Here is a 17,201-nt window from a genome sequence, read left to right as displayed (position 1 = left end):
GGAGCGTGCGCCCGTGGTCAGGGTGGACAGCAGGGACGAGGCCGAACGCCTGAAGGAGGCGCTGCGGGACGGGCGCGCCGCGGAGGTCGTGGGGCCGGTGTCCGGCATCGGCCTGGTCGGCGTTCCCACGACCGGCGCCGACCGCATCGAGGTCGACCCCGCCGACTTCGACCAGGCGATCAGGCACCTCCACCGGCGCCGCGACGAACTGGCGGGGCACCTGGCGGACAGCGCGGTCCTGGCCGCGCCGCTGCCCGACGGCAAGGGGCCGGTCGCGGTGCAGATGCGCAAGGCGTTCGGCCTGCGCGCCAGGGACGTCGAGGGCGGCGTCCGGGCCGCGCTGCAGTCCTACGTGCAGCAGCTCGACCTGGTGATCGACGCGCTGGAGAACGTGAAGAAGACGCACGCGGCCGTGGACGAGAACACCGCCGCGGCGTTCGAGGGGCAGGCATGAGCAGCCGGGACAAGGGCTACTTCACCGAGGAGCACCGGCCCACCGCGAAGCAGGTCCGGCGCCAGAAGAGGCTCAGGGCACAACGCCGCGCGAACCTGCGCGAGGACGCGTTCGACTCCGGGACCATCCGCTGGGAGGCGTACACGCACCAGCAGATGTGGGACATGGTGCACTCGGCGGACCTGCCGGGCATGTCCGTGCGCAGCGGCCAGTGGCAGGACCTCGCGCCCAAGCTGCGCGGCACGTCCCGCTCGGTGCAGGACGTGGTCAACAGGCTCACCGGGTCGTGGCGCGGCCCCTCCGCGGAGCTGGCCGCCCAGGCGGCGTCGGCGCTGACCTCGTGGGGCGAGGCGGTCGGCGACTCCGCGGAGAAGGTCGCCGCCGGACTGGAGACCTACACGACGGTGCTCCAGGAGACCAAGCGGCGGCTGCCGGAACCCGTGCACTACTGGGCCGAGCGGCACTTCAAGGAGGGGTACGACGTCAAGGTGGTCGACGGGCCGCAGGGCCTGCACCTGCTCGAGCAGCTGACCGACGACCACATGCCGACCAAGCTCGAGGCGCGCAACGCCAAGGCCGAGGCGGTGGCCGTCATGCAGGTCTACGAGAACGAGAGCAGGAGCACGCGCGGCACCCTTCCGGTGTTCGACACGGCGCCGGCGACCGCGCAGCCACCCGGCCCGGTCACCCCACCGCCGCCGCCGGCCAGGCCCATACCCCTGCCGGAGCCGGGGCCGGAAGCGGCGCCCCGGCCGCCGGAGCGGGTACCGGTGCCGGACGTCCGCCCGCCGGGCGCTGACAACACCGACAGCACAACGGTTTCCGCCTTCGGTCCCACCGGCGGCACCAACGGCGTCCATGGCGCCACGCCGGGCGTCTTCGGTGGCGCCACGTCGGGCGCTCCGGGCAGCGCCGTTCTGGGCAGTGCCGGACCAGGCAGTGCGGGACCCGGCAGCGCAGTACCAGGCAGTGCAGTACCAGGCAGTGCGGGACCGGGAACGCCGGGTGGCGCCACGGGTGTGCTCGGCCAGCAGACCGGTCGCGCCACGGCGGCGGGCCTGAGCGGCCGCGGCGCGACGGGCGTGCCCGGTGGACCGGGATACGGCATGATGCCGCCGCCGGCCGGTGCCGGCCGGGACGAGGAACGGCACCACCCCAACCGGTACGCGGAGAAGATGGACCTCCTGGACGACATCCCGCCGGGTGCGCCGCCCGTGCTGGGCGGATGAGCGACGGGTACGCCGTCGACGTCGCCGCCGTGCGCGTGACGGCGGAGCGGCTGGACGACACGGCCGCCGAGACCGGCGCGGTGGCCGCCGCGCTCGGTGGGGGTGCCGGCGGAGATCTGGGACCGGGCGTCACGGCAGCCGCCGACGAGCTGATGCGGTCGTGGGCGGACAGGATGGCCGCGCTGCGGGACGGGCTCGCCGAAGCCGCGGGCGAACTCCGGTCGGCCGGTGCGGCCTACCTCGACGCCGAGGAGCTGCGCCATGAGTGACTACCGGGGCCTCGGTTTCGACCCGGTGCCGGGTGACGCGCGCGCCGTCGCCGCGGCGGGTGAGCGCTGCCGCCACCAGGTCGAGGTCCCGGGACCGCCCGCCGGGTGGGAAGGTGCCGCGGCGGAGGCGTTCGCGGCGCGGCTGGCGGAGATGCGCGACGAACTCGACACGGCCCGGCGCACCATGAGCGCGGCCGCGGACACGTTGGACGACTGGGCGGGAACGGTGCTGGCGAACCAGCGCAGGGCGGAAGAGCTCGACAGACGCGCACGGGAGCTGCGGCGCGACATCGAGGACGCGGACAACGCCGTGGTCCTCGCGTCCTTTCGCGGCGGACCGGAGCACGCGGCGGCGACGGCGCGGCTGGACGGGCTGCGCCGCGAGCTCGACGGCGTGCTGGCGGGCGCGCGAGACCTGGAAGCCGACCACCGCAGCGCCGCCCGCCGGGTCGCGGAGCGGTTGCGCCGGCTCGTCACCGGGGGCGTCGAAGCGGCCGGGCGCGTGCCGAGCCGCGAGGAGGTGTTCGGTGGCGTCGTCCGCGCCCTGACCGGCTACTCGGCGTTGGGCAGCGCGCTGGCCGGAACGCTGCTCAGCCCACCCCGCACCGCCGGCACCCCCGCCGGTGGGGCGGCTGCCTTCGCCTCGGCACTCGGTGAGCGGTGAGACTCACGCCGGTGCGGGGCGTCATCCCGGTTCCCGTGAGCTCGGTCGAGGCGACGTCCGCCGAGCTGTTGTCGGTGCTGCGGCGGCTGCGCGGCCCGGACGGGGCGCGCGATCCCGGTCTGGAGGTCGCGGCGACGCAGGCCGCCGAGCTGGCCCTGCGCCACGACGCCGGCGTCGTGGCGATCGTCGAGCACCCCGGCGCCGACCCGGCGGTCCTGGTGGCCGGTCTGGTCGCGGTGGAGCGCGCGCTCACCGAGGAAGCCGCCGAGGAGCTGTGCTTCCACCTCGCCGACGCCGGTGGCCCCGGCATCAAGGAGATGACCAGCGGCACGACCGGCAACGGCTATCCGGCGGTGATCGTCGAACGGGTACCGGCCGACGGTGTCGGTGCGCAGCTCCAGATCGTCGTGCCCGATCCCGCGCACCCGAGGATCGCCGTGTTCACCCTGCACTCCCCCACCGGGCGCGGCTGGCTGGAGCTTTCGGGCATCGCCGGGCGGTTCGTCAACGGCGTGGAGTTCACCTCGGCAGAGCGTGGCGGCGGTACTCGGTCGGCGGCTGCCCCACCAGCGCGCGGAAGGCCCGGGAGAAGTGCGTCGCACTGACGAACCCGCAGTCGCGGGAGATCTCGCCGACGCCGCGGCCGGCCTTCGCCGGATCGGCCAGCAGCGCTTTCGCCCGCTCGATGCGCATCGTCCTGATGCGCTCGGCGACGTTCTGCTCGCCTTCGAACACCTGGTACAGGCGGCGCAGCGAGATGTTCAGCGCCTTGGCGACGTGGCCCGGTGTCAGGGACGGCTCGCCGAGGTGCGCGCGGATGTGCGCGAGCGCGGCGCGCCGGTGCTCGGTGGCGATGTCGGCACGTCGCAGCTTCTCGCGCAGGGCGCTGCGCAGCACCAGCTCCGCCAGCCCGAGGAGGTGGTGCGCCACGCCGGCGGGGTCCAGCACGTCACGCGCGGCGATGACGTGGCCCACCGCGCCGGAGAACGCGTTGCGCAGGCCGGCACTCACCTCGACGGGCTGGAACATCAGCGGGCGCAGGTCGCTGAAACCCGTCGACAGCCTGGCTTCCGGCACGGTCAGCATGACGGCGCCGACGGGCAGCACGTGCAGCGAGCAGTCGCCGAACACGTGGGTGTCCTCCGGCAGCGAGCGGTGCACCGGGCACCGCATCAGCAACTGGATGGACTCGGGTGCCCGTCCCGGCGGCGAGCCGGTCAGGGCGGCTTTCGCCGCCGCCGCACCGGAAGCGCGCACGACCAGCACACCGTTCGCCACTTCCGCGTCGTGCTGCACGCGGTCAAGACTAACCACGGGAGTACTCATGGCACGGCGTTCACCGGCGACCGGCGCGGTCGTCCTGTCCCACCTGGAGTTCGACCTGGTGTGGGAGGACCTCGGCTTCGGTGACCCGCCCGCGGCGCTCGACGTGCCGTCCCACGGCGCCACCGAGGCCGACCGGGACCGGCTGGGCGCCGAGGTGCTCGCGACGCTGGCGCGCGCCGGTCTGGTCGACGAGCACGACGACGTCGTTCCCGAGCTGGAGGAGCTGTTCGGGATCCTCCGCCACCACACGGTGTCCGTCGACGCGCTGGTGTTCGGGGAACAGCCGTGGCGGGTGCTCGCCGCGGTGCGGGGCAGCCGGGGCGTGCTCGCCGTGCTCAACAACGAGGAGCTGGCGCTCGAACCCATCGCGCGGGAGGATCTGGTGCGAGCGGTGGCGAAGGTGCTCGGTGAGCGCCCGGCCGGTCCCGGTGAGCAGGTTCGGCTGCCGCGGCCGGCGTACTCGGCGGCGCTGCGGGGCTACGCGGAGCACGGCTACGACGCGCTGGAACGGGCGCTGGCCGGCGCGGGGGTGCGCGGCAGCGCGATGCGCCCGCTGATCACCATCGCGCAGGCGGGCCGGCTCGGCGCCGGGCAGCTCGCCGTGACCGGCGGCCGGGGGCGTTCGCCGGTGCTCACCTGGTCGGACACGGAGGCCGGCCGGTACGTCATCACGACCGAGGACGTCCGCGACGAGCAGTGGGTCCGGGTGGTCCCGGCCGACCTGGCCTGGCTCACCCGGCGCCTCACCGAGATGGTGGCCGACGCCGGTTAGGACAGGCCGAGCTCCGCCGCGGCCGGTTCGTCCAGCACCGCCGCCAGCACCTCGGCGCCCGCGGCCAGCGCGGCCTCGGCGGCGACGGCGGTGAGCCGGTTCAGGCGGGCCGCCAGCGCGGCGGGCCGCAACCCCATCGCGCGCTCACCCAGGTCGAGCCCGACCAGCTTGCCGTGCAGGTCGACCGTCACCACCACGTCGTCCTCGCGGACGGTACGGGTGATCGCGTCCAGTGCCGCACGTGTGCCGAGCGGTTCGCGTTCTTCGTCTTCCGCCAGCATCTCCTCGACGGTCGGCGGCACGTGCGTCATCGGACCATCCAGCTCTCGGGTGTGGTGGACTCGATCTCCTCGGTCAGCTCGGTGTCGGCGTGGATGCCGAGCGCCTCCAGGTGCTCGTCGCCGAGCGAGTGCCTGGCGCGCTCGTTCGCCCGCGCGGTGGCGATCCGCACCAGGGTGAGGATCTCGTCCGCCAGCGCGGCGCGCCCGAGCCGCATCGACCGCTCGGTCAGCGTGATGGCGCGCATCCCGCCACCCACGCCGACCTCGACCGCGGTGCCCGTGCCGTGGTGCGCGTGTCCGGTGATCACGGGTGCACTCCTCCGTAGAACTTCGTGCTGCTGAGCTGATGGGTGTTGCGGCGCACCCGGTCACCGGAGTTGCCCTCGATCAGCGTGACCGTGTCGCCGTCGACCTTCTCGACGATGCCGATGTGCTTGCTGGTGGCCGGGCTCTGCGGCCCGGTGCCGAACAGCAGCACGTCGCCCGGTCGCACGTTCTGCCGGAGATCGCCGTTGCCGTAGGCCTTGCCGTGCCGCTGTCCCCAGCGGTAGACGTCGCCGGTGAACGGCAGGACCGGGATGTCCACACCGGCCTTGCGCCACATCGCCGTGGCGAACGACGAGCACCAGTAGGTCGTTGGCCCGTAAGGGTTCCGGTTGCTGCCCGGCGGGCTCTCCCGCGTGCCGATCTCGCCGCGGGCGGCGGAGACGATCTTGCGCGCTCGCGCACCGGACGGTCTGGTCGCGCCACCGCCGCCGCGACGTTGTGCCACCCGGGGGTCGGCGACGCCGTCGTCCTCGATCTTCCTCTCCAGCGCGCGGAGCTTCCGCTTCGCCTCGGCCAGTTCGGCCTTGACCAGCCGCACGTTGCGCACCGACTCCCGCGTGTACCGCGGTTCGAGATCGGCCGCGGCGGCCACCGCCTTCAGCAGCGCGGCCCGCGATCCACTCGCGACACCGGCGTCGAGCAACGCCGCGGCCTTGGCCACGTACTCGTCGATCAGCCGTTGCGCGGCCGTGTGACCGGTGACCAGCGCACTGCTCGCGCCCGCCACCACCTTCTCGGCCTCGGTGCTGATGGTCGCCGTCGCCCGGATCTGCGCGACCAGCCGATCGGACCGCCGTTCGAACTGCTCCGAGGTCGCGCCGTCCCAGTGGCCGAGCGCCTTGCCCGCGGCCTGGCGCACGGCGTCCTGCTGGTCCTCCAGCGCGCTGCCCGCCTGGTGCAACGCGAACTGCACGCGCATCGCGTCGTCGGCCTTGCCCGCCAGCGCGTTGCGGTGCCCGACCATCCTTTTGGCGAACTGGAGCGCGATCGCCCGTGTGTCCACGTCACCCTCGCCCGAGGTGGTCGGCGATCACGTCGTCCTGGTCGCGGTAGGCCCGCGCCAGGCGCCCGGTCGAGCGCGCCAGGCGGTCGGCGTTGCGGCCGACGCCGTCGACCTGCCGGTGCAGCGCGGCTCCGAACGCCTCCAGCGCCGAGGCGAACCCGGTCTCCTTGCCGATCCGCCCGAAGCTGTCGCCGGCGATCTCCCCTACCTGGCGCACGTGCCGGGTGCCGATCGACGCGAGGTCGTCCGCGATGTCCTTGCCGCGCCGGGCGTAGCGGTCCAGCGCGGCGGGATCCACCGCGAACCCGTCGCCACCGGACCCCGCCCGCCGCGGTGGTGTCCCGCCGGTCGTGCCCCGTGCCGCCCGGCGCGCGACGTCGAGGTACTTCCGGTAGGCGCCACTGGTGTAGGTCGTCCACGGTGTCCACGACCTGCCGTCCCCGGAGAGCGAGTTGGCCACCTCGGCGTTGACGCGCGGGTCGAACAGCTCCCGGTTCGAGTCGAGCCCGTACTGCCTGCGCCGCTCGGGGCCCATCGCACCCAGCATGTTGATCTGCCAAAGGCCGTAGGAGTCGTCCGGCGGCTTGTTGTTGTGTGCGCGGGGGTCCCCGTTGGACTCCGCGAGGGCGACGGCGACCGCGATCGTGAGGCCTTGGCCGTGGAATCCGGCGGCGCGGGCGTGCTGCGCGATCTGCTCGGGGCTCAACCTGCTCATGCGGTCAGCTTGGCCGCTCGCCGAACTCGGCGACATCGGCGTTGCGCGCTGGGACAGCAGCGTTGCGCGGCTGGACCAAGGGGTGAGCGGTGCGGAGGAACCCGACGCCGCCTCCCCGTGTCGATTCCTCTTCGACGCGAAAACGTCGAACGCGGTGTCGAATCGACGGCGGTACCGATCGCCCGGCTTGGCCACATATGTGAACGTTCACTATTGCCTTGCCCGACGGTGCGACGGACTCTTGTCAGGCGGGAAAACATCGCGTTACGGTGTCCTGAGAACGTTCACAGCCACGACCGACCATCGAGATCGCGGAAGGTGCGCGGTCGGCGCACAGCAAGATTTGTTAGCGATAACAGTCATCGGTTGCCAACGGAGGCATCAATGTCGTTCGCTCGAATCTCCGCGCTCGTGGCCGTGGCAGCGCTCTTCGTCGCCCCGTCCGCGGCGGCCGCCGCCTACCCGGACCCCGGCCGCGTCACCGGCGACGTCCACGTGCACGACCCGGCCGTGGTCAAGCGGCCCGACGGGAGCTACCTGCTGGTGCACACCGGCGACAACCTCGCGCTGAAGACGTCCACCGACCGCGTCGCGTTCCGCAACGCGGGCACGGTGTTCCCCGGCGGCGCACCGTGGTCCACGGCCTACACCGGCGGCGGCCGGAACCTGTGGGCACCGGACATCTCCTACCGCGACGGTCGCTACCACCTGTACTACTCGGCGTCCACGTTCGGCTCCAACCGCTCGGCGATCTTCCTGGCCACGAGCCCCACCGGCGCTTCCGGTAGCTGGACCCACCGCGGCCTGGTGATCGAGTCGCGCACGGCCGACGACTTCAACGCCATCGACCCGAACCTGGCGGTGGACGACCAGGGCCGCTGGTGGCTGAGCTTCGGCTCGTTCTGGTCGGGGCTCAAGATGATCCAGCTCGATCCCGCCACGGGCCTGCGGCTCGGCAGCGGCATCACCGCCATCGCCGGGCGGGGCGGCGGCGCGATCGAGGCGCCGTTCATCGTCAAGCGCGGCCAGCACTACTACCAGTACGTGTCGTTCGACCTGTGCTGCCGCGGCGCGACGAGCACCTACCGGGTGATGGTGGGCCGCTCCACCAGCATCACGGGCCCCTACCTCGACCGCAACGGCGTGCCGATGAACTCGGGTGGTGGCACCGAGGTGCTCGCCGGGCACGGGAGCGTCCACGGGCCGGGGCACCAGGCCGTGCTCGCCGACACCGACGGCGACCTGATCGTCTACCACTACTACGCCGGCAACGGCGCGGCGTTGCTGGGCATCAACCGCCTGGCCTACGACTCAGCCGGCTGGCCACGCGTGGTCTGAGAGCCTCCCCCGGCGTTCACCGCCTCCGCACCACTGGCCTGAAAGGACAGTCGATGAAGGCAGCCCTCCACCGCGCGGCCGTGCTCCTGCTGGTCGCCGTCACCTGCGTCCTCGGTCTGCCCGCACCGCACGCGGCCGCCACACCCGCGGTGCGGTACACGAACCCGATAGCGGAGCAGCGCGCCGACCCCCACATCGTCAAGCACACCGACGGGTTCTACTACTTCACCGCGACCGTCCCGGAGTACGACCGGATCGTCCTGCGCCGCGCGACCACGATCCAGGGTCTGGCCTCGGCGCCGGAAACCGTCATCTGGCGCAAGCACTCGAGCGGTGAGATGGGCGCGCACATCTGGGCGCCGGAGATCCACTTCATCAATGGCAAGTGGTACGTGTACTTCGCCGCCGGGCGCAGTGACGACATCTGGCGCATCCGGATGTACGTGCTGGAGACGTCGAGCGCCAACCCGCTGACCGGCACGTGGACCGAACGCGGCCGCATCACGACCCCGTGGGACACCTTCGCACTGGACGCGTCCACGTTCGCGCACAACGGCGTGCGGTACCTGACGTGGGCGCAGCAGGAACCGGGCATCGCCACGAACTCCAACCTCTACATCGCCCGCATGGGCGCGAACCCGTGGACGATCACCGGCCCGGTCACCCGGCTCACGGTGCCGGCGCTGGCCTGGGAGACCCGCGGGTACAAGGTGGCGGAGGGACCGGCGGTGCTGCAGCGCAACGGGAAGATCTTCCTGACCTACTCGGCCAGCGCGACCGACGCGAACTACTGCCTGGGCATGCTGACCGCCCCGGCGTCGGCGGACCCGCTCAACGCGGCGTCGTGGACCAAGAGCCCCACCCCGGTGTTCAGCAGCAGCGCCGCGACCGGCCAGTACGGGCCCGGGCACAACTCGTTCACGGTGTCCGAGGACGGTCAAAGCGACGTCATGGTCTACCACGACCGCAACTACCGCGACATCAGCGGTGACCCGCTCAACGACCCGAACCGCCGCACGCGCGTGCAGAAGGTCTACTACAAGGCCGACGGCACACCGGACTTCGGCATCCCGGTGCCGGACGGCGCCACCCCGGTCCGGCTCAGGTCCTACAACGCCGCCGACCGCTTCGTGCGGCACTGGGAGTACCGCGCGAAGCTGGAAGCCGCCGTGTCCCCGCTCGCCGACTCGCAGTTCAAGGTGGTGCCGGGACTGGCGGGCGGCGGCACGGTGTCGCTGGAGTCGACCAACTTCCCCGGCTACCACCTGCGCCACCGCAACTCCGAGCTGTGGGTCGAGCGCAACGACGGCACGGCGCTGTTCCGCGGTGACGCCAGCTTCTCGCAGCGCGCGGGGCTCGCGGCCGGCTCGGCGGTGTCGTTCGAATCGGCCAACCTCCCCGGACGCTACATCCGGCACGTCAACGGCCTGCTCCACGTGCAGGCGGTGACCGATGCGCAGGGACGGGCGGACGCGACGTTCGTGCTGGAATGACGTCCACGCGGGAAGGGAAGCCGAGGCAGGGAGAAGACACGTGACGAAGGCAATCCTCAAGCGCATCAACGCCTTGCTCGCCACCGCCGTGGTGGTGGGCACGACCGCGGTGGCGTCACCGCACCCGGTACTGGCGGCCACAGTGGACACCAGCGCGTCCTACGTTCTGGTGAACCGCAACAGCGGCAAGGCGTTGGACGTGTACAACCTCGCCACGAACGACGGAGCGCCGATCGTGCAGTGGTCGCGCAACGACGGCGCCTGGCAGCAGTGGCAGTTCGTGGACTCCGGCGGCGGCTACTACCGGCTGAGGTCCCGGCACAGCGGCAAGGTGCTGGACTTCCCCTCCACCGCCGACCGGACCGGCCTCGTGCAGACCACCGACGCGGGCCGCACCGGCCAGCAGTTCCGGCTGGCCGACTCCGACGGCGGCCACGTCCGCCTGGTCAACCGCGCCAGCGGCAAGGCCCTCGACGTCCTGGACTTCTCGACCGCCGACGGCGCCCAGGTCATCCAGTGGCCCGACACCGGGGGCCTCAACCAGCAGTGGCAGCTCGTCCGGGTGGGATCGAGCACGCCCGGCACGTTCACCAACCCGATCAAGCGCAACGGTCCCGACCCGTGGCTGCAGCACCACAACGGCTACTACTACCTGGCCACGACGACCTGGAACTCGACGATCACCATGCGCCGGTCCCGCACGCTGGCCGGTCTGGCGAGCGCCCCGGACACCGTGATCTTCGACCTGTCCGGCCGGCCCGACGGGTGCTGCAACATGTGGGCGCCGGAGTTCCACCTGCTGAACGGCCGCTGGTACCTGTACTACGTGGCCGGGCGGAACGTCCCGGACTACAACCCCACCCAGCGCCTGCACGTGCTGGAGAGCGCGGGCACCGATCCGATGGGCCCGTACGCGTTCAAGGCCGATCTCGGCTCCACCTGGGAGCTGGACCCGAGCATCCTGCAGCACAACGGCAAGCTCTACCTGATGGGCAGCGCGATGGACGGCACCCAGAGCCTGACCATCACCCCGCTGGCCAACCCGTACACGACCAGCGGCGCGCGCCGCACGATCTCGCAGCCCACGCTGGCGTGGGAACGGCAGACGGGAGCGGTCAACGAGGGCGCGGAACCGTTGTACCGCAACGGCCGCGTCATGATCGTCTACTCGGCCAGCGCCTGCTGGGGCCCGGACTACAAGCTCGGCCTGCTCACCCTCACCGGGTCCGATCCGCTCAACCGGTCGCACTGGACGAAGTCGCCGGACCCGGTGTTCCAGCGCAACGACGGCAACGGCGTGTTCGCCCCCGGCCACAACGGCTTCTTCAAGTCGCCCGACGGCACCGAGGACTGGATCGTCTACCACGCCAACGACAGCGCCTCGGGCGGCTGCGACATGAACCGGTCCACCCGCGCGCAGAAGTTCGGCTGGAAAGCCGACGGAACGCCCGACTTCGGCACCCCGGTCCGGCTGGGCACCCCGCTGGCCGCGCCATCGGGCGAGCCGACCGGCTGACCGGTGACCGCACCCCGGCGGTGTCACCCGCCGGGGTGCGAGCGCTCCACCGGACCAGGCGTCGCCGGTCGGTGACGCCCGCCGGTGGCTACACCTGGTCGGTGTCGGCCGTCCGCACGGGCTGGGCGCCGGCCCGCCGGCGGTTCTCGAGCTTGATGTCGCACTTGCCGACCAGCGCGACACCGGCGCCGATCGTCGTGGCCACCGGCGCGGCCAGCGCCGCGACCAACCCCAGAGCCACCGGCACCTCCAGCACCACGTCGTCCTTGCTGTCGCGGACGACGACACGACGGTTGATGCCCTCGTCGACCAGTCCGCGAACGGCGTCGACCACGGAGTCGACGGCGGTGCGGGCGGACTCGGACCTGGATTCGCTCATGACTCTCCTCGAACTGCGGATGTCCCCTTGACGCCTCCAGCCTGCCCGCGGCCGCACGCCCTGCCATCAGGGTTCCCCCTGACCTCCGCCTGATTCGCCCCCCAGGACACCACGACGCCGGACCGGCGTCGTCAGTCCGCCCAGGTGCTCGCGTCGAGGGTCATGTCCCAGGTCCGGTAGGGCAACGACGGATGGCGCTGGTGGAGGATCTCGCCGGGGAGCGTCATCGGGGGCGCCTTGCGGGGGTTGGCGAGGGCCTGGCCGAGGATGGCCTCGGTGAGGGCGCGGCTGCCGCCGAGGCGGGGATGGCGCGCGTGGACGCGGTCGGCGAAGCCCGGCGGGAGCCGGTCGGCGCCGACGCCGAGCACGTCGATGCCGATCCCGGTCAGCGCGATGCCGATCTCGGCGGGACGGCGGCGCCGGAACACCGGGGACTCGTGCACCTGCGGGGAGGTGTGCAGGGCGATGGCTTCCCACACCGTGTCCACCCGCCGGTCGGTCAGGCCCTGTTCTTCCAGGAACCGCGCGGCGAGGTCGGCGCCGGCGACCTCGAACCGCTGGTCGGTGTTCCCCTCGTCGGTCAGCCCCATGTCGTGCAGCACGCAGATGAGGAACACCAGCTCGGCGTCGTAGTCCGCGTCCGGGCGCCTGCCCTGCCGGTCGGCGGCCGCGCGGGCGAACAGGAAGCTGCGCACGCTGTGGTTGTGCAGGAACGGTTGGTGCGTCCGGGCCACCAGCTCGTGGGCGCGCCGCGCCAGGCGGGTGGCGGGAAGGGACAGGTCGGCCTGGCTCGCGCCGGCGGCGGGTCCGCCGAGCACGACTCCGGCGGCGGCCGCGGCGCCGCCCAGCACGGCACGGCGGGAAACGGGACGGGTCATCAGATCTTCTCCTCCACGAGGCGGGTGAAGCGGTGCCGGTATTCGGTGGGGGTGGTGCCGAGGACCTGGAGGAAGACGCGACGCATGGTCTCGTCGGACCCCCAGCCGCACCGGCGGGCCACGACCTCCACGCCGGCGTCGCTCGACTCGAGCAGGGTGCGGGCCGCCTCGACGCGGACCCTGGTGACGTACTGGCCGGGCGTGATCCCGAGCTCGCGCCGGAACAGGCGGGTCAGGTGGCGCTCGCTCACCATCGCCCTGGCGGCCATCCCGGCCAGGGAGTGATCGGCCGCGGGCTCGGCCGCGACCGTGTCGAGCACGGCGCGCAGTGCTGGGGTGCGCGGCGCCGGAACGTCGCCCCACGCGCTGAACTGGGACTGGCCGCCGGGACGTTGCAGGAACACGACGAGGTGCCGCGCGATGTTCCTGGCGACGTCCGCGCCCCGGTCCTCCTCGACGAGCGCGAGGGCCATGTCGATGCCGGCGGTCACGCCCGCCGAGGTCACCACCCGGCCGTCGCGCACGTGGATGGCGTTCGGCCGCACGGCGACGTCGGGGAACCGCGCGGCCAGCTCGGCGCACATCGACCAGTGCGTCGTCGCCTGCCTCCCGGCGAGCAGCCCCGCCTCGGCCAGCAGGAACGCACCGGTGCACACCGAGGCGACGCGGCGTGCGGCACCGCCGAGCCGGGCGATCCCGGCGATCAGCGCCGGGGGGAACCGGTCGGGCAGGCTCGGCGGCGGCCCTGGAACGACGACCGTGTCCACCGGTCCATCCACATCGGACAGTGCACAGTCGACGTTCAGCACCACCCCCGTGTCCGAGAGCACCGCGTGACCGTCGAGCGAGGCGAGGCGCAACCGGTAGCCGCCCGCGCCGGTCAGGACCTGGACGGGCCCGGCGAGGTCGAGCAGCACCACACCCGCGCACACCACGACGACGACATCGCGCCGGTCCACATCTGCCACCACCGAAGTCTCGCGAGGAAGCGACAGGTCCTCAAGGACAACCAACCCACAGATCCGGACCTGCGGCCGGAAGCGACAGGCTCGAAGCGCGTGCGGTCAGAGGAGGTTCAGCGCGGCCCGTCTTCGAGCTGGGCCAGCAGGTTTCGCAGTTCCCGGTCCGTTGCTCCGCCGGCCTCGAAGCCCTTCAGCGCGCAGTGGAAGGCGGCCTTCGCCTCGCGGACCTGCCCCAGTTGGAGGTGCACCGTGCCGATCCGGAGCGCGGCGGCGGCCACGGCGTACTCGTCGTCGAGACTCCGGCTGACCACCTGCGCCTCCCGGAGCCGTCGCAGGGCTTCGTCGAAGTCGCCGAGCATCGCGTGGACGGTGCCGAGCTGGTTCAGCACGAACGCTTCGATCGTCACCGCGCCCACCTGCCGGTAGAACGGGAGCTGGCTCTCGTAGACGGCGGCCGCCGCGCCGAGGTCGCCCGCCGCGAGGTACGTCCTGGCGATCTCCGACTCGGTGTGCGCGCGGGACACCGGGTCGCCCAGCTCGTCGCTGATCGACAACGCCTGCCGGAAGCAGCCCATGGCGTCGCCGAACTCCCGGCATCGCGTGTGCACCGTTCCCAGCAGCTTCCACACCCTGGCCTCCGCGGACCTGTCGCCGCACGCCCGGCCGATCGCGAGGGCCTCCGCGAGGTGGTGCTTCGCCCGGTCGTGCTCGTTGAGCCCGCAGAGCGCCCGGCCGAGCGTCTCGTGCATCGGGCCCACCCGGGACCGGACCCCCAGCACGAGTGCCGACCGCAGACCGAGCTCGGTGACCGCGACCTGGTCGTGCCACCGCCGCCGGTGGAAGAGGTACCCGCTCAGCATCAGCGCGAAGTGGCAGACCGCGTCGTGCCGGCCCAGGTCCGCGGCCACCGCCACGGCCGCGACGAGAGCCGGCCTGATCCGGTCCAGCCGCGACCGCGCCCGGACCCAGTCGCGGACGTCGCCGCCGTCGTCCTCCATCGAGCCCAACGCGCGGTACCCGGTCTCCGCCTCGGCGAGGTAGTGGTGGAGAACGCGGGTGACCGCCGCGTCGCGACCGTCGTCGCGGTCTCGTCGGCGAGGCACCGCCGCGCGTGCAGCCGGACCAGGTCGTGGAAGCGGTAGGTGCCCGGAGCCTGCCCGCGTTCGAGCAGGTGCGCCCGCACCAGCCGGCGCAGCAGCGCGCCCGTGCGGGCAGGCGGCAGGCCGGCGAGCGCTCGCGCGCCCTCCTCGGCGATCTCGTCACCGGGGTGGAGTGCCAGCAGGCGGAACAGCCTCCGTTCGTCCGCGGCCAGGAAGCGGTACGACAGGTCGAACGCCGCGTCGACGCTGCGGGTGTCCCCGTCGTCGAGCACCTCAAGCGGGTCGGTCCGGCGCAGCTCCGCCACCCAGTCGACCTCGGGGTGGTGCTTGCGCAGCGCCGCCATGATCCGGAGCGCGAGCGGGAGGTTGCCGCACAGGGCAGCGAGGTCCGGGTCGCCGACGAGCTCGGCGGCGTGGGCGTCGGCGAGGGTGCCGAGCACGACGGGTTCGGCGTCGTCCAACCCCACCAGCACGTTCCTGCTGGTGATCAGCACCCGGTGGGCGGAGGTACCGGGCAGCAGCGGCGCCACCTGGGCCGTGGACGAGGCATTGTCTAGCACGATCACCATGGGCTCGGCTCTGGCCAGCACCGACCGGTAGAGCCCGGCGCGCTGGTCGGTTCCCGGCGGGATGTGCTCGCCCGCCACCCCCAGGTCGCGCAGGAACTTGTCCAGGGCCTCAGCCGGACCGACCACCGAGTCCTCGTCGTAGCCCCGCAGGTCGACGAACAGCTCACCGCCGGGGCGTTCGGCCCGGCGTGCGGCGTGCAGCACCAGCTGGGTCTTGCCGACGCCCGCGAGACCGGACACCACGGCGCAACGGACGTCGCGCAGCAGGCGGAGTTCCTCGTCGCGGCCGACGAACGTTCCGGTGGCCTGCGGCAGCCCGGCGAGGGCGCGCGGCGCGGAACCCGCGAACAGCACATCACCGTGCACGTCGCGGGCCTGGAACACCGGGCCGTTGCTGTGCCCGGTGAAGCTGTTGGTCACCGAACGAATTCTGCCAGCCCGCGACCGTCCATCCCGGTGATGCGCCGGACGGTCGCCCGCACGGACGCTGTCGTCGTGCCGACGACCGTCGGACCGGCGTGCTCAGCCGTGGGCCACTGCGTAGTCCATCTCGGCGTAGACCTTCAGGAACTGGAACTCCTCGACGGCTTCCAGGCCGCACAGGTGGCCGTAGCCGCTGCCCTTGACGCCCACCTGCTCGAACTGCTCGCTGAGCAGCCCCCAGGTGTCGATCCACCTCCCGCCGGCCTGGATCCGGCGGCCGACCCGGCGAGCCTGCACCGGGTCACCGGTGAAGACAGTCGTGGCCAGGCCGTACTGGGGGTTCGCCCTGCGCACGGCATCGGCCTCGTCGTCCCGCCCGGCCGCGTTCGTCCTCGAACTGCCGCAGCAGTATGTTGCGCTCGAGCCCAACCCGCGGTTTCGGGAGCTGTGGGCCAAGCGGTCGGTCGCCCAGCACCAGAGCGGCCACAAGGTCGTCGAACACCCGGAAGTGGGTGAGATCGACCTGGACTCCGACACCCTCACCACGCAGGGCTCCAACCTTCGCGTGGTGGTCTTCTACACGCCACGCCCCGGAACCGACGCCCGCGGCGAGCTCGACCTCCTCGGGGCCATCGGCACCCGGCAGATGGCGCCGCGGTCCCGGTGAGACCGCGGCGAGCGATCACGCTTCCCGGCTCTGGTCGACAGCGACCACGCTGAGCACCTCGTCGAACGACTCGTACGGCCGATCAGGGATGGAGTGCAGGGCGTGCACCGTGTCCTCGTCGGCGTTGTTGCGCGAGGCGTGGTCCACCAGCTGCCCCTTGTCCGCCGGATAGGCCACGTCGGCCAGCACCGTGCGCAAGCGGTCCACAGTGGTCGTGTCGCTCATCGTTCTCCTCCGCTTCGGCTTGTGATGCCCCCGGCTACCACGGCGGACGGGCCGCGACACATCTTTCGGCCCGCGCCGGGGCCGGGAGGGCAGCGGCGGACGTGAAACTCCGGGAACCGCAAGCACATCGCGGTTCCCGGAGTCCCGGTGCTGCTGCCCTGGAGATGTCAGGCGGGCATCAGGACCGAGTCGATGAGGTACACGGTGGCGTTGGCGGTCTTCACGCCGCCGCAGATCACGTTGGCGTCGTTGGCCTTCAGCGCGTCGCCGGAGCCGGAGACCTTCACGGTGCCGGTCTGCACGGTCTTCTGGTCACCGGCGATCTTGTCCGGGGCGATCTGGCCGGGCACGACGTGGTAGGTCAGGATCTTGGTCAGCAGCGCGTCGTCGGTCTTGAGCTTCTCGATCGTCGCGGCGTCGATCTTCGCGAACGCCGAGTCGACCGGCGCGAAGACCGTGAACTCGGCACCGTTGAGGGTCGAGACCAGGTTCACCTTCGGGTTCAGCTTCCCGGACACGGCACTGACCAGCGTCGTGAGCAGCGGGTTGTTGCTCGCGGCCACGGCCACCGGGTCGGCGGCCATGCCCGACACCGACCCCGCACCGGACGG

General features: G+C 72.3%; 23 protein-coding genes. 10 read left to right on the top strand and 13 right to left on the bottom strand.

Features of this window, described 5'->3' with window-relative positions; all coding sequences use genetic code 11:
* Nucleotides 1–13: 13 nt before the first annotated feature.
* From BMW88_RS37620 to BMW88_RS37600, 5 genes are read left to right on the top strand one after another with little or no spacing between them, the layout of a single operon-like run.
* The gene (locus BMW88_RS37620) at nucleotides 14–454 is read left to right on the top strand and encodes a hypothetical protein (RefSeq protein WP_089960901.1); all 441 of its coding nucleotides are present in this window, start codon (nucleotides 14–16) and stop codon (nucleotides 452–454) included.
* Nucleotides 451–1,683, top strand: coding sequence for a PPE domain-containing protein (locus tag BMW88_RS37615; protein ID WP_089960897.1), 1,233 nt, complete (start codon nucleotides 451–453; stop codon nucleotides 1,681–1,683). The genes BMW88_RS37620 and BMW88_RS37615 overlap by 4 nt, the downstream gene beginning before the upstream one ends.
* Complete coding sequence (locus BMW88_RS37610; RefSeq protein ID WP_089960895.1) at nucleotides 1,680–1,952, top strand: hypothetical protein; 273 nt, start codon at nucleotides 1,680–1,682, stop codon at nucleotides 1,950–1,952. The genes BMW88_RS37615 and BMW88_RS37610 overlap by 4 nt, the downstream gene beginning before the upstream one ends.
* Nucleotides 1,945–2,616 carry a hypothetical protein gene (locus BMW88_RS37605; RefSeq protein ID WP_089960893.1) on the top strand — a complete coding sequence of 224 codons (672 nt, stop codon included), beginning with the start codon at nucleotides 1,945–1,947 and terminating at the stop codon, nucleotides 2,614–2,616. Before BMW88_RS37610 ends, BMW88_RS37605 begins: the two co-directional genes overlap by 8 nt.
* A complete protein-coding gene (locus tag BMW88_RS37600; RefSeq protein WP_089960890.1) occupies nucleotides 2,613–3,221 on the top strand; it encodes a hypothetical protein in 609 nt (202 codons plus the stop codon). The genes BMW88_RS37605 and BMW88_RS37600 overlap by 4 nt, the downstream gene beginning before the upstream one ends.
* Here BMW88_RS37600 and BMW88_RS37595 read toward each other — a convergent pair.
* A complete protein-coding gene (locus BMW88_RS37595) occupies nucleotides 3,136–3,912 on the bottom strand; it encodes a helix-turn-helix domain-containing protein (protein ID WP_245778330.1) in 777 nt (258 codons plus the stop codon). The two genes, BMW88_RS37600 and BMW88_RS37595, sit on opposite strands and share 86 nt — an antisense overlap.
* A gap of 28 nt (nucleotides 3,913–3,940) precedes the next feature.
* Between BMW88_RS37595 and BMW88_RS37590 the strand changes: the two genes are divergently transcribed.
* On the top strand, nucleotides 3,941–4,714 hold the full coding sequence (locus BMW88_RS37590; RefSeq protein WP_089960882.1) for an ESX secretion-associated protein EspG: 774 nt from the start codon (nucleotides 3,941–3,943) through the stop codon (nucleotides 4,712–4,714).
* Here BMW88_RS37590 and BMW88_RS37585 read toward each other — a convergent pair.
* The 4 genes from BMW88_RS37585 to BMW88_RS37570 are packed head-to-tail and all read right to left on the bottom strand — an operon-like array spanning nucleotide 4,711 to nucleotide 7,040.
* Nucleotides 4,711–5,025 carry a hypothetical protein gene (locus BMW88_RS37585; RefSeq protein WP_089960879.1) on the bottom strand — a complete coding sequence of 105 codons (315 nt, stop codon included), beginning with the start codon at nucleotides 5,023–5,025 and terminating at the stop codon, nucleotides 4,711–4,713. The genes BMW88_RS37590 and BMW88_RS37585 overlap by 4 nt on opposite strands.
* Entirely contained in the window at nucleotides 5,022–5,303 is a 282-nt protein-coding gene (locus BMW88_RS37580; RefSeq protein WP_089960876.1) for a hypothetical protein, read from the bottom strand. Before BMW88_RS37580 ends, BMW88_RS37585 begins: the two co-directional genes overlap by 4 nt.
* Nucleotides 5,300–6,325, bottom strand: a complete 1,026-nt coding sequence (locus tag BMW88_RS37575; protein ID WP_089960874.1) for a CHAP domain-containing protein — start codon at nucleotides 6,323–6,325, stop codon at nucleotides 5,300–5,302. Before BMW88_RS37575 ends, BMW88_RS37580 begins: the two co-directional genes overlap by 4 nt.
* Nucleotide 6,326: 1 nt before the next feature.
* Nucleotides 6,327–7,040: a transglycosylase SLT domain-containing protein gene (locus BMW88_RS37570; RefSeq protein WP_089960872.1), complete on the bottom strand. Its 714-nt coding sequence runs from the start codon at nucleotides 7,038–7,040 to the stop codon at nucleotides 6,327–6,329.
* A 384-nt stretch (nucleotides 7,041–7,424) separates the two neighbouring features.
* Here BMW88_RS37570 and BMW88_RS37565 point away from each other — a divergent pair, with 384 nt between their 5' ends.
* The 3 genes from BMW88_RS37565 to BMW88_RS37555 are packed head-to-tail and all read left to right on the top strand — an operon-like array spanning nucleotide 7,425 to nucleotide 11,387.
* Nucleotides 7,425–8,378: an arabinan endo-1,5-alpha-L-arabinosidase gene (locus BMW88_RS37565; RefSeq protein ID WP_089960869.1), complete on the top strand. Its 954-nt coding sequence runs from the start codon at nucleotides 7,425–7,427 to the stop codon at nucleotides 8,376–8,378.
* Nucleotides 8,379–8,431: 53 nt separating this feature from the next.
* Complete coding sequence (locus BMW88_RS37560) at nucleotides 8,432–9,871, top strand: family 43 glycosylhydrolase (RefSeq protein WP_089960868.1); 1,440 nt, start codon at nucleotides 8,432–8,434, stop codon at nucleotides 9,869–9,871.
* A 40-nt stretch (nucleotides 9,872–9,911) separates the two neighbouring features.
* Complete coding sequence (locus BMW88_RS37555; protein WP_245778329.1) at nucleotides 9,912–11,387, top strand: family 43 glycosylhydrolase; 1,476 nt, start codon at nucleotides 9,912–9,914, stop codon at nucleotides 11,385–11,387.
* A gap of 88 nt (nucleotides 11,388–11,475) precedes the next feature.
* Here the strand turns inward: BMW88_RS37555 and BMW88_RS37550 are convergent, their stop codons facing one another.
* The 6 genes from BMW88_RS37550 to BMW88_RS42510 form a co-directional block, all read right to left on the bottom strand.
* Nucleotides 11,476–11,766, bottom strand: coding sequence for a DUF4342 domain-containing protein (locus BMW88_RS37550; RefSeq protein ID WP_089960861.1), 291 nt, complete (start codon nucleotides 11,764–11,766; stop codon nucleotides 11,476–11,478).
* 131 nt (nucleotides 11,767–11,897) lie between these two features.
* The gene (locus tag BMW88_RS37545) at nucleotides 11,898–12,644 is read right to left on the bottom strand and encodes an HD domain-containing protein (protein WP_089960858.1); all 747 of its coding nucleotides are present in this window, start codon (nucleotides 12,642–12,644) and stop codon (nucleotides 11,898–11,900) included.
* Nucleotides 12,644–13,612, bottom strand: coding sequence for a GlxA family transcriptional regulator (locus BMW88_RS37540; RefSeq protein ID WP_089960855.1), 969 nt, complete (start codon nucleotides 13,610–13,612; stop codon nucleotides 12,644–12,646). The genes BMW88_RS37545 and BMW88_RS37540 overlap by 1 nt, the downstream gene beginning before the upstream one ends.
* A 107-nt stretch (nucleotides 13,613–13,719) precedes the next feature.
* Nucleotides 13,720–14,520, bottom strand: a complete 801-nt coding sequence (locus BMW88_RS37535) for a tetratricopeptide repeat protein (RefSeq protein ID WP_177221612.1) — start codon at nucleotides 14,518–14,520, stop codon at nucleotides 13,720–13,722.
* Nucleotides 14,466–15,695, bottom strand: coding sequence for an ATP-binding protein (locus BMW88_RS42515; RefSeq protein WP_177221611.1), 1,230 nt, complete (start codon nucleotides 15,693–15,695; stop codon nucleotides 14,466–14,468). Before BMW88_RS42515 ends, BMW88_RS37535 begins: the two co-directional genes overlap by 55 nt.
* A 102-nt stretch (nucleotides 15,696–15,797) precedes the next feature.
* Entirely contained in the window at nucleotides 15,798–16,052 is a 255-nt protein-coding gene (locus BMW88_RS42510; protein ID WP_218148373.1) for an aldehyde dehydrogenase family protein, read from the bottom strand.
* Between BMW88_RS42510 and BMW88_RS42505 the strand changes: the two genes are divergently transcribed.
* Entirely contained in the window at nucleotides 16,006–16,365 is a 360-nt protein-coding gene (locus tag BMW88_RS42505; protein ID WP_245778327.1) for an MmyB family transcriptional regulator, read from the top strand. The two genes, BMW88_RS42510 and BMW88_RS42505, sit on opposite strands and share 47 nt — an antisense overlap.
* A 15-nt stretch (nucleotides 16,366–16,380) precedes the next feature.
* On the opposite strand, the gene BMW88_RS37525 is transcribed toward BMW88_RS42505, so the two are convergent.
* On the bottom strand, nucleotides 16,381–16,590 hold the full coding sequence (locus BMW88_RS37525) for a DUF2795 domain-containing protein (RefSeq protein WP_089960848.1): 210 nt from the start codon (nucleotides 16,588–16,590) through the stop codon (nucleotides 16,381–16,383).
* Nucleotides 16,591–16,757: 167 nt separating this feature from the next.
* Nucleotides 16,758–17,201 (bottom strand): fasciclin domain-containing protein (locus BMW88_RS37520; RefSeq protein WP_089960844.1); only part of this gene is annotated, 444 nt, incomplete at its 5' end.

Origin of the sequence: Lentzea xinjiangensis (assembly GCF_900110955.1) — a bacterium.
Classification (GTDB): domain Bacteria; phylum Actinomycetota; class Actinomycetes; order Mycobacteriales; family Pseudonocardiaceae; genus Lentzea; species Lentzea xinjiangensis.
The sequence above is the reverse complement of the archived record's forward strand: the minus strand, read 5'-3'. Positions and strand labels throughout refer to the sequence as shown.

Bases quoted from the DNA above. Each gene is read 5' to 3' on its own strand.
- BMW88_RS37615 (WP_089960897.1), top strand. From the start codon at position 451: ATGAGCAGCCGGGACAAGGGCTACTTCACCGAGGAGCACCGGCCCACC.
- BMW88_RS37610 (WP_089960895.1), top strand. From the start codon at position 1,680: ATGAGCGACGGGTACGCCGTCGACGTCGCCGCCGTGCGCGTGACGGCG.
- BMW88_RS37605 (WP_089960893.1), top strand. From the start codon at position 1,945: ATGAGTGACTACCGGGGCCTCGGTTTCGACCCGGTGCCGGGTGACGCG.
- BMW88_RS37590 (WP_089960882.1), top strand. From the start codon at position 3,941: ATGGCACGGCGTTCACCGGCGACCGGCGCGGTCGTCCTGTCCCACCTG.
- BMW88_RS37585 (WP_089960879.1), bottom strand. From the start codon at position 5,025: ATGACGCACGTGCCGCCGACCGTCGAGGAGATGCTGGCGGAAGACGAA.
- BMW88_RS37570 (WP_089960872.1), bottom strand. From the start codon at position 7,040: ATGAGCAGGTTGAGCCCCGAGCAGATCGCGCAGCACGCCCGCGCCGCC.
- BMW88_RS37565 (WP_089960869.1), top strand. From the start codon at position 7,425: ATGTCGTTCGCTCGAATCTCCGCGCTCGTGGCCGTGGCAGCGCTCTTC.
- BMW88_RS37560 (WP_089960868.1), top strand. From the start codon at position 8,432: ATGAAGGCAGCCCTCCACCGCGCGGCCGTGCTCCTGCTGGTCGCCGTC.
- BMW88_RS37550 (WP_089960861.1), bottom strand. From the start codon at position 11,766: ATGAGCGAATCCAGGTCCGAGTCCGCCCGCACCGCCGTCGACTCCGTG.
- BMW88_RS37545 (WP_089960858.1), bottom strand. From the start codon at position 12,644: ATGACCCGTCCCGTTTCCCGCCGTGCCGTGCTGGGCGGCGCCGCGGCC.
- BMW88_RS37525 (WP_089960848.1), bottom strand. From the start codon at position 16,590: ATGAGCGACACGACCACTGTGGACCGCTTGCGCACGGTGCTGGCCGAC.